This window comes from Erythrobacter sp. S249 (genome assembly GCF_057364975.1).
In genome coordinates, this window is record NZ_CP200287.1 from 1,096,250 (window position 1) to 1,107,638 (window position 11,389).

The 11,389-nt window shown below is 55.8% G+C and carries 6 protein-coding genes; 2 read left to right on the plus strand and 4 right to left on the minus strand.

Going from position 1 to position 11,389, the window contains the following annotated elements; all coding sequences use genetic code 11:
- Window positions 1-652 precede the first annotated feature (652 nt).
- Both AC0V6V_RS05210 and AC0V6V_RS05215 read left to right on the plus strand, forming a co-directional pair.
- Entirely contained in the window at window positions 653-2,497 is a 1,845-nt protein-coding gene (locus tag AC0V6V_RS05210) for a DUF1800 domain-containing protein (RefSeq protein WP_486164374.1), read from the plus strand.
- A gap of 10 nt (window positions 2,498-2,507) precedes the next feature.
- Window positions 2,508-3,932: a DUF1501 domain-containing protein gene (locus AC0V6V_RS05215; protein WP_486164375.1), complete on the plus strand. Its 1,425-nt coding sequence runs from the start codon at window positions 2,508-2,510 to the stop codon at window positions 3,930-3,932.
- 79 nt (window positions 3,933-4,011) lie between these two features.
- Here the strand turns inward: AC0V6V_RS05215 and AC0V6V_RS05220 are convergent, their stop codons facing one another.
- The 4 genes from AC0V6V_RS05220 to AC0V6V_RS05235 form a co-directional block, all read right to left on the minus strand.
- Window positions 4,012-5,148: an acyl-CoA dehydrogenase family protein gene (locus AC0V6V_RS05220; RefSeq protein WP_486164376.1), complete on the minus strand. Its 1,137-nt coding sequence runs from the start codon at window positions 5,146-5,148 to the stop codon at window positions 4,012-4,014.
- A gap of 27 nt (window positions 5,149-5,175) precedes the next feature.
- Window positions 5,176-6,372 carry an acyl-CoA dehydrogenase family protein gene (locus AC0V6V_RS05225; protein ID WP_486164377.1) on the minus strand — a complete coding sequence of 399 codons (1,197 nt, stop codon included), beginning with the start codon at window positions 6,370-6,372 and terminating at the stop codon, window positions 5,176-5,178.
- 132 nt (window positions 6,373-6,504) lie between these two features.
- Complete coding sequence (locus AC0V6V_RS05230; RefSeq protein WP_486164378.1) at window positions 6,505-8,088, minus strand: sodium:solute symporter family transporter; 1,584 nt, start codon at window positions 8,086-8,088, stop codon at window positions 6,505-6,507.
- Window positions 8,089-8,226: 138 nt separating this feature from the next.
- Window positions 8,227-11,376 (minus strand): TonB-dependent receptor, encoded by a 3,150-nt coding sequence (locus AC0V6V_RS05235; protein WP_486164379.1) that lies wholly within the window; start codon window positions 11,374-11,376, stop codon window positions 8,227-8,229.
- Between the last annotated feature and the right edge of the window lie 13 nt (window positions 11,377-11,389).

An 11,389-nucleotide genomic window follows, 5' to 3' on the forward strand; every position in this document is an offset into this window, starting at 1 on the left:
AATTTATGGCTAAGCGTTGCGATGCATTTCTCACTTTACAATCAAAACAGTATCATAGTGAAACAGCTTTGGCACCAGCAAACAGGGGTGAGAAGTTGTAAAATTACGTTAAGCCGGGCAAATCTGATTGCAAAAGTCTTAATGCAATCAAGCACTAACAAAGCCTGTTAGTTACTCGTTAGTACGAATACTGAGCCGCGCTGTTAAAATGCGACTTGCGGCTTGGAACGCACTCCGAAAGCACCTTCTTAGGTCACAGCACGTGCGCCTCTATGCAACCGAGGCACGCGCAATCCGAACAGCGAGCGAAACGAGCGCTGGAACTCAACCCACTTTATGCCAGAATCCGTTAGCTGCAGGTTAGTCAAAACGCCTTACATCGCGGCCACACCTCCCAAAAACTCATTTTGTGCCAGATGCTTACCGGACTGCCCATCCGATCAGCCATGTGGTGCAGCAAGCGGGATGAGGCGACCTTTGGGTCTAGTGACAAGTTACGGTTTGTTCGCACATCTTGCGTAAAGCGTCAGGTCCGACGTCATGAAAACCGCGTTAGCTTTAATGATTAGGAACTGGTTTCATCGCCGATGATAGCGGTGCACCCAGTTGCGATATTACCCGCCATCCGGCGGTCTTTGGGAGGAATTCCAGTATGAGTGATGAGCTGCTTGAGGCGCCCGTGCGCCCTGAGGTGGAGACAGCCAATCCGCCAACACCAGAAGCGGGTGAGGCCAGCCATAGCCCCGCCATTTCCAAAGGCGCAGCGGTATCCGCGCTAGCAATTGCGACCGCAGCATGCGGCGGCGGTGGTGGCAACGGTTCAACCGCTGGTGGCGCGCCCCCAACCGGTGGCGGCACGCCCGCGCCCGTTGCTGTGGTCACTCCGCAAACCGACGAGGAGGCATCACGCTTCCTGCTTCAAGCATCGCTCTCTGCTTCGACTGCTGAGATCTCGGCTTTGCGTTCCGATGGCTACGAACCATGGCTTGATAGCCAAATGAACCGCAGCAACGATCAGACCGCGCGGCAGTTCTTTGCCAGCCGCGGCTATGATCAGGTCACGCAAGAACGCTATTACTTCAACTCCACCATTGGCGATAACATGGTTTGGAGCCAGTTGATCCAAGGTGGCAGCGGCGTTCGCAAGCGCGCGGCCCTGGCAATGTCAGAGTTCTTCGTTGTCTCTTTGAACAGCATCAACAACACCTGGCGAGCTCTCGCAATAGGTGAATATTGGGACATTCTCAATCGCAATGCGTTCGGCAATTTTCGCGATCTGCTCGAAGAGATCACACTTAACCCGGCGATGGGCATTTTTCTCAACACTCGTGGAAATCGTAAAGCTGACCCAAGTTCAGGCCGGGTTCCGGATGAGAATTTTGGCCGTGAAATCATGCAATTGTTCACGATTGGCCTGTTTGAACTCAACAATGACGGGACCGTTCGCACCAGCGGCGGCGAACCGATCGAGACATATGCAAACGAAGACGTCACTGGTATTTCCAAAGTCTTCACAGGCTATGATTACGATTACACCGGGATCGGGTTTACTCCGGACGCGCAAGGTGGGGACTTCGACATCCCCGACCCAGACTACACCCGCCAGGCGATGACCGCCGACCCTTCCAAGTGGCGCTTCCCAAGAAATGAATCGTTCCATTCCGATCTAGAAAAGACCTTTCTCGGCGTCACGATCGCTGCGAACACCGGTGCTGAAGAATCCTTACGTATCGCGCTCGACACACTGTTCAACCATCCCAACGTCGGGCCGTTCTTTGGTAAACAGATGATCCAACGTCTGGTGACCAGCAATCCGTCACCGGCCTATGTTGATCGGGTCGCATCGGCCTTTAATGACAACGGCAGCGGCACTCGAGGCGATCTTCGAGCAGTGTTCAAGGCGATTTTGCTGGATGACGAAGCGCTTTCCAGCGCCAATGTCACCAATGCCAATTTCGGCAAGCTGCGCGAACCCATGCTGCGCTATGCACAGTGGGCACGCACATTTGGTGCACAATCAGTCTCGGGAAATTATGAAGTCGGCAACACATCCGACAATTCAAATCGAATCGGCCAATCGCCATTAAGGTCACCATCCGTTTTCAACTTCTTCCGTCCCGGCTACGTGCTAGCAGGATCGCAAGCGGCAGAACGCAATCTGCTCGCCCCAGAATTTCAACTGGTCAATGAGACCTCGGTCGCTGGCTACGTCAACCAGATGGAGCGGGTGATCGATGGCTCAGTGTTCTGGTCACGCGATATCCAGGCTCAATATTCCGCAGAGCTAGCAATTGCAGATAACAGCGCCGCTCTGGTCGACCGGCTCGACCTACTGCTGACAGCGGGCCAACTGAGCGACAACACCCGCTCATTGATCCTTCCCGTCCTCGACGAAATCGACGTTACCGCCACTAGCGATAACGAGACCAAGCTCAGCCGAATCCATCTGGCGGTCCTGCTGATCATGGCGTCGAACGATTACCTCATTCAGAAATAAGGGCAGCAGCATGTATATTGGCAAAGGAAATGAACTTTCGCGCCGCGCCTTCATGCGCCGCTCTGGCCAGCTTGCAGGAGCAGGTGTGGCATCATCTTATGCGCTTGGACTTGCAGGAATTGGCGAAGCCGCAGCGTTCTCATCTGCCGGCGGATATAAAGCGCTCGTGTGCGTGTTCCTCTATGGCGGCAACGACCATGGCAACACGCTGATCCCCTACGATCAGGCGAACTACAATCGCTATGCCGCCATTCGCGGTGGTCAAGGCGATGCGGGCGGCGGGATTGCACTGGCGCGCGGTAGCCTGGCCTCGACAGTGCTGAACCCGACCGGCAATCAAACGCTGACCGACGACATCCAATATGCGCTCGCGCCGTCCATGCCGCGCCTCAAGGCTCGCTTTGACCAAGGCGCGATGGCGCCATTGCTCAACGTCGGTCCGCTGGTCGTTCCGCTGACCAAGGCACAGTATGAAAGCAACAATAACTCGCAATTCCCGCGCCCGGCAAAGCTGTTTTCGCACAATGACCAGCAATCAACCTGGCAAAGCTCACAGCCGGAAGGGTCAACCTCTGGCTGGGGCGGGAAAATGGGTGACCTTGCCCAGTCAAGCAACACCAACTCGATGTTCACGCTGATCAATGCCACCGGCAATGCCGTATTTATGACCGGCGAAGAGGCTGTCCCGTACAAGATTGGATCCAACGGTGCGACCCAGTTCCAAGGGCTCGAGCGGGGCCGTGTCTATCGTTCACAATCGGCCTCTGCAGCTTTGGACAGCATCCTGAAAAGCAGCAATGGCAATGTCCTTGAGGCGGACTATTCGATGGTGAACGCCCGCTCAATTGAATATGGCGGCTTTATCGCTGATGCGCTGGACAACACCAACGTCACCACGGATTTTGGCCAAAACAATAACCTTGCATCACAATTGTCAGTTGTCGCCCGGCTGATCGCTGCACGCAATCGGTTGGCTGTGACGCGCCAAGTCTTCATGGTTGGTATAGGTGGGTTCGACCACCACGATGGCCTCATTGGCAGCCATGAAGCTCTACTGGGCCAAGTCGATTTCGCGCTTGATGCGTTTTATCAGGCTACAGTCGATCTTGGCATCCAGGATCAAGTGACCACCTTCACCGCATCGGACTTTGGCCGAACCTTTGCCTCCAATGGCGATGGTTCAGACCATGGCTGGGGCAGCCACCACTTCATCGTTGGCGGCGGGGTCAATGGCGGACGCTTCTATGGCACCGCGCCTCAGGTCTCTGTCGAGAGTGACGATCAGGTTGGTCGCGGCCGTTTGCTGCCGACCGTCTCGGTTGACGAATATTCCTCAACCCTGGCGCGCTGGTTTGGGGTCGACAATTCAGAGCTGCCGTCGATCGCGCCGAACATTGGCCGGTTTGCTCAGCCTGACCTTGGCTTTATGGCCTAAGCTAAACCTAGTTCACACGAAAAGGGGCTCTGCGCGGCAGCGTAGAGCCCCTTTTCTTTGTCGGCTATGGTCGCGCTTCTTAGGCGTTCGCCAGCGCGATGTGCCGCTTCATATGATGATCGACATTGCCGAACTCATTGTCGTACGTCGTCAAGCGCTTGAAATAATGCCCAATCGCATATTCATCGGTCATGCCATTGCCGCCATGAATCTGGATCGCTTCCTGGCCGATGTGATGGGCCGCTTGGCCAATCCGCACCTTGGCCGCTGATATCGCAAGCTTGCGCTCACGCTCATTGGCATCGAGATTAAGTGTCGCAAGGTACGTCATCGAGACGGCCTGCTCATACTCCGTATACATGTCGACCATACGGTGTTGCAGCACTTGGAACGATCCGATTGGCACGCCGAATTGCTTGCGCTCCCGCGAGTAATCGACCGTCATGGTGTGCGCGACTTTCATCGCGCCGCATATTTCTGCGGACTGCGCAGCAATCGCCTCGTCCGTAACGAGTTCGATCAGCGGCAGGCCATTGCCTTCTTCGCCGATCAAAGCCTCAGCTGGAATGCTGGCGTTCTCAAAGAACACCTCTGATGCGCGGCGGCCATCAACCGTGGCATAGTCGCGCGTCACCACTCCATCGGAGCTCTTATCGATCACAAAGACGGACACACCTTCACGGTCTGTCCGCTCGCCTGAAGTGCGCGCTGTGACGACCAGATGGGTCGCCCAAGGTGCGCCAATCACAACCGCCTTGTGCCCGTTTAGGACATAGCCAGAGCCATCCTTCTTCGCGGTTGTCTCTAGATTGGCATAATCGTAGCGCCCGCGCGGCTCTGCATAAGCAAAGGCGAAGATGCGGCTGCCATCGACGATCCCGCCAATATGCTCTTCCTTTTGCGCATCCGTTCCCGCGTGCTTCAGGAACCCGCCCGCGCACACCACGGTGGGAACAAACGGCTCCACCACCAGGCCTTTGCCGAATTCTTCCATCACAATCATCGCATCGACCGCGCCGCCACCAAAGCCGCCATCGGCTTCAGAAAATGGCATGCCGAGCAGACCCAGTTCAGCCAGCTGCGCCCAGATCGCTGGCTGCCAACCGCTTTCGCTATTGATCGCCTCCATGCGCGCTTCCCACGCATAATTTTCACGCACCAGCCGCGTCAGGCTGTCGCGCACCATGTCTTGTTCTTCAGTGAAGTTGAAATCCACGTAATGTCTCCCGCGTGTCCTTAGGCCCTAAAGGCCCAGGATCATCTTGGTGATAATGTTGCGCTGGATCTCGTTCGATCCCCCGTAAATCGAGGTTTTGCGCATATTGAAATAGCTCGCAGCGGAATGTTCCGCATAGGCGGGGCCAACCGGATATTCGTTCGATCCGGCATCGGACACGCTTGGATAGAACGGCATGCCATAATGGCCGACCGCCTCCAGTGTGAGTTCGGTCAGGCGCTGCTGAATCTCCGTGCCCTTGATCTTGAGGATCGAGCTTTCTGGACCAGGGCCCTTGCCCGCCTGCTCACCGGCCAGCGTGCGCAGCTCGGTGATTTCCAGCGCGGAAAGGTCGATCTCCAGCTGGCTGACTTTGCGCGCAAAATCGAAATCGCTCATCAGCGGCGCGCCGTCCATCTGCTCTGACTTGGCAATATCACGCAGCTGCTCAACACCGCGTTTGGAGCGGGCCACACCTGCAATTCCGCTGCGCTCATGCGCGAGCAGGAACTTCGCGTAAGTCCAGCCCATATTCTCTTGCCCAACAAGGTTTTCGACCGGCACGCGGACATCCGTGAGCCAGGTTTCATTGACCTCATACCCGCCGTCGATCAGCTTAATCGGGCGCACCTCAATACCTGGCGATTTCATATCAACCAGAATGAAGCTGATGCCTTGCTGCGGTTTCGCGGCATCGGGATCGGTCCGGCACAGGACGAAGCCCCAATCGGCGTGCTGCGCCAATGTTGTCCAGGTTTTCTGACCGTTGATCACATAGTGATCGCCATCGCGCACGGCGGTGGTCTTGAGCGAGGCAAGGTCCGAACCAGCGCCCGGCTCTGAATATCCCTGGCACCACCATACATCGCCGCTGCGAATGCCGGGCAGGTGCTGTGCCTTTTGCTCGTCATTGCCGAAGGAGTAGATCACGGGGCCAACCATTGAGACGCCAAACGGCAGCGGCATGATCGCATTCACCCGCGCGTTTTCTTCAGACCAGATATAACGCTGCGTCGGGGTCCAACCGGTGCCGCCATATTCCGTTGGCCAAGCCGGAACGGACCAGCCCTTTTCACCGAGGATTTTGTGCCAAGCGACCATATCCTCTGGATCAAGGTCATCACGCAGGCCGTCCGGCGAGACGTGCTTCGGATAATTCTCTTCGATGAAGGCGCGCACTTCTTCGCGAAATGCCAGCTCTTCGGGGCTAAACTCCAGATTCATGCTCTCTCACTCCTGATCGGTCCCACGCAAGTGATAGTGGCATCACTGCGAGGGACTGAAAAGGGGTGACGTTGCGGCAACCGAGCGATTTATTTTTGCCCGGAAGAGCGCACGCTCCGAATGTAAGCTCCCCTACCAGAGGTATGCGTAGAGGCCGATGAGGATGGCGATGGTGATGGTGGCAAGCGTGTTGAACAGCGCACTGGTGGCAAAGGCGATATCGCCCAGCTTCACAGTCTGCTCTTCATCAGGCGCCGCCGTCATCCGCGAGACGATGGCTGCTGCAACCAAGCCAACCAGGAACACGATCCAGATCCGCACCACAAACGGCAGATCAGGCAGAACCGCGTTGACGATGATGTTCAGCGCAACCGACCCGATCAGCGCGGTAAAGGCGCCGGCCGCATTGGCCCGTTTGTCAAAGAAGCCCAGCAAGAACACGATCACCACGCCCGGTGCGATATAGCCGGTGTATTCCTGAACCGTCTGGAACGCGCTTTCGAACCCGCCGAGGAATGGCCGGGCCAGAACCAGCGCCAGCGCCATTGCGGTGAAGGCTGCCACGCGGCCAACGGTCACATAATGCCGCTCGGTCTCATCGGGCTTCACGCTGCGATAGAGATCCATGGTGAAGATGGTCGAGATCGAGTTCATCATCGAGGCGAGCGAGCTCACCACCGCCGCGATCAGCGCCGCGAATACCAGACCGCGCAGGCCAGCAGGCGCAAAGCCCATCAGCTCGCCGTAAGTGCGGTCTGAACGTTCTGCCAGAGCCGCGCTATCCAGTGCACCTTGCTGAGCCAGAATGACCGCGGCAATACCCGGGATCACCACGATGAACGGCACCACAAGCTTCAGGAACGCAGCGAACGCCAGGCCCTTTTGCGCCTCGCCCAGGCTCTCTGCGCCAAGCGCACGCTGGATGATGTACTGGTTAAAGCCCCAATAGCTAAAGTGCAGCACCCACAGCCCGCCCAGCAGCGTCCAGATGCCGGGAAGATCGTTATAGGCGGGATGGTCATTATCGAGGATCATTTCAAAGTGGCCCGGCATCTCGCCTGCGAGATAGCTGAGCCCGCCCAAAGCGCCGTCCGCTGGTAGCGCATCAAGCGCAAACCAGGTAATCGCAAAGCCGCCTAGGATCAGGATCACAACCTGGATGATGTCAGTGAGCGCAACCGCCTTCAGTCCGCCATAGAGCGAATAGAGCGCGGCAAACGCCGCCAGCGCCGCCATCGACGTCAGCACGCCCCAACCGGTCAGGCTTTCCACCGCAAGGCCGCCTAGCCACAGCACGGTGGTGAGGTTGACCGCCGTGTACAACGCGACCCAGAATACGCTCATCAGCGTCTTGACGCCGCTGCCATAGCGCTGCTCGAGGAACTGCGGCATCGTATAAATGCGCCGCTTCAAAAAAATCGGCAGGAAGTATTTCGCAACGATGATCAGGACCAAGGCCGCCTGCCATTCATAGGCCGCAATCGCCATGCCCACGGCAAAGCCTTGGCCCGATTGACCGATGATTTGTTCCGCTGAAATGTTCGAGGCAATCAGCGAGGCACCAATCGCCCACCACGGCAAAGCGCGGCCGGCCAAGAAGTAATCCTCGGTGTTCTTATCGCGCCCCTTAGGTTCGCGGCTGACCGCCAAGGCTATGCCCAGCAACGCCACCGCGTACCCAACAATGATCACGATATCGATCGTCTCAAGCGTCACGAAATTCTCTCCCCATTGATCCCCGGCCGTCCATGCCGTGTTTTAGGGATCATATCCATTACCTAAACCCAAAGACCCCCGGACAGCATGGCTATCCGGGGGTCTCGGGAGTTCCTAATAAAAAGCTTGCGCCTCCTATTAGAAGTTCGCGCGAAGAACTACTGTGTATCGCCGGTCATTGCGGAAGAAGTTACGCGGTGCGCGTAGTCCGGCCTCATTGACGGTCTGTTCCGTTACAGTGACGTCATCAGTTAGGTTCACGCCCTGAACACCAACAGTGATATTGTCCGTAACATCAAAGAAAAGCGAAGCGTCGAGTTGTCCAGTTGCCGGCTGATAGATAGACGCAAACGGGAAGATCACATCGCGCGGCGTTAGCTGGAATGAGCTGCGCCAATTGTAGGCCAATCGCGCCTGAACCGGCCCTTTTTCATACAATGCAATCGCGTTGATATTGTGTTCTGACACGCGCGGGAACACATCACGATCGATCTCGAAACGTGCGACCGGAAGGTCATCTTCTGCAGGCAAACTAGTGTCTAGCTCCGCAGCAACACCTTTCGCGTCGATATAAGTGTAGTTGAACTGCATCCCAAGCCCGCTCAGAACACCTGGCAAGAAATCATAGAATTGCGTGTAGGCAAACTCGATACCGGAAAGGCTGGCATTCTGTTCAGCATTCACGTTAGCGTTGCGGAAAACTTCAAGCCCTTCTGCATCGAGCGAAACCGGTGCGAAGGTGATAAAGTTATCAATGTCCTTGTGAAACGCGGACAATGTGATCGAGCCGGTTCGAGAGAAGTAAAACTCGTAGCTCAGATCAATGTTCCACGACAGTTGAGGCAGAAGCGAGGCGTTACCTGTCGGCGAACCCCCAATTCCAGAACCCTCGAAACCAGCAAATGTCGCGACTTCATCTCCGTTGCCGTCGAGCGTGATGGTGTCTGGTATCTGCGCAATCCGAACGCGTTGGAAAATCTCGTCCACTTCCGGTCTCGACAAGGTGCGCGAGATCGCCGTGCGAAGGACATGCCCACCAGGAAATTCAAGCTTCGCATTAAAGCTAGGCAAGAAATAGTCATAATCCGTTTTGACCACATTGGCTGTCAGAGAGCCGTCACCAAAAAATGCCTCAAGCGCTGCCAGATCTTGGGAACACACGCCCGGTTCGACGAAGTCTGGCTCAGCGCGAGCTGGATCGCCCGGTTCACACTCATTCACTGTAGGGAAGATGCTGTCATAAGCGGGGATGCTCGTAATGGTGTCAACTTCCCTACTGCTGCGAACATAACGCAAACCGACGTTACCGCTCAGGCTAACTCCACTGCTGTGATCATTACCCCAATCGAGCCGAACATAGGCGGCAAAATCATCCCGATTTACGCTTCCAACCTCGCTTGGAAAGAACGGCGTACCATCAATTAGGCTTTCGTTTGCACCCACTCTGTTTGCCAGTGTCGCGTAAGGCCCGCCAAACGGTCCGCTGCCTGTCGCCCCACCAGCTGCCGCTCGAATAGCTTCGATAGTTGCAGCCCAGGAGTCGTAATCTTCAGTTGAAGGACCGGTATAGAAAGGTGCGCCGCCGGCCAAACCGGTGCTCGCTCCACCCTGACGATTAAAATCATCAAACCCAAAAAGTCCGAAATTGCCAGCTACAGCTGCTTCAACATCGGGATCCGTGTTCCCGCCAAGAAACACCAGTGGCTGACCTGTCCACACCTCTGAGATATTGCCCCAGTTAAAGTCGGACTGCCGCAATAGCCGATCTTGCTGCGAATAACGCGCACCGGCTCTGACCGATTTTAGCCAGCCATCGCCAGAGAAATCGTATTCAACATCACCGCGGAATGCAAACGACTCCGCCTCGTTTTCCGTAAGGTGATCCATTGCAGAACGCAGGTAAAAATTTGATGGGTCTTGATAAAAGCCCGCATCGCGATCTGCTGGCTCAAGATGCGTAACAGTCGCGGCATTCGGATCGCTAATATCGATAAACAGAGGAGCAAACGTCGCGCCATGCACCGTAAGATCGATCACTTCAGCGGTTGAATCGATATATTGCGCGTCAAAATTGAAACGCAATTGATCAGTTGCAGCAAACTTCAGATTGAAGCCAAAATCGTTGGTGATATCGGTCTCTGACCGCTCACGATTAAGGAATATCTGGCGGCTACCAATGTTGGAAAAAGCCGCTGCATTCGGGCCACGCCACTGCCCCGCATTGGTATCACTGATCGTTCCGCTCTGAAAAACACCATCTTCATCGAAGACAAAATCAGAAGGATCAAAGCCGTCTGGCGGACCCGCATCATCAATGCCGGACTCGGTTACGTTTTCGCCCCATACGAGGTCAGAGTCAGAGCGCAAGAATTGCGCAGTGGCCAGCCAACGACCATCAGCGCTTTCATATTGAAGCGCGCCAGCCAGGGTTAGGCGCTCGCGGTCAAATTGCTGTGAGCGAACACCACCGCCTAGCGGCACAAATACCGGTCCATTTCCAAAGTTAGTTTCGCGAAAATCGGAAACACTCACCGCATCAGCACGTGAACGCAGGCGTGAGTAGGCCGCATTCAATAGGATACCGAATGATCCGCCATCGGTGTCCCAAGACTTTGAAACAAGACCAGACACGGTAGGAGTTAGCACTTCGGCAAAGTCACCATAATTCCCCTCAATCGAGAATGCGACTGTATCTTTGCTGTCCAGCGGAAGACGGGTGCGAAGATCGATCGTGCCAGACAAGCCACCTTCTACAAGGTCAGCGGTCTGGTTCTTAAAAATAACCACACTGCCAAGCAGTTCCGGGGAGACATCTTCAAAGCCCAGGACACCGCTGGAATTAGCACCAAAAACATCGCGGCCATTCAACTCAGATCGAACAAACGGAACACCGCGTACTGTTACACCGGACCCTTCAACCGCGAAGTGATCAGGATCGTTGGCTCCAGCGAACCGCAGCACATTAACACCAGGTACACGCTGCAAAACCTCGGAAACCGAACGGTCAGGCAGTGCGCCGATATCCGAAGCGGTAACAACATCAACCACTGTGTCAGCGTTTCGCTTTTGCGCCGCTGAGGTTGCGAGAGATGCTCGCAGGCCTGTCACAATGATGGCGTTACCTTCATCTTCGCTAGCAGCCTCAGCTCCTTCTTGCGAAGCTCCGTCTTGTGCGGCTTCGTCTTGAGCCAGTGCTGGCGCAGCCGCCAGCAATCCCAAAGACGAAACACTCGCCAAGAGCGTTTTGGACACGGCACCACCTGCGGCACGAGCGCTAAACTGTTTCACTGATTTTCCTCCC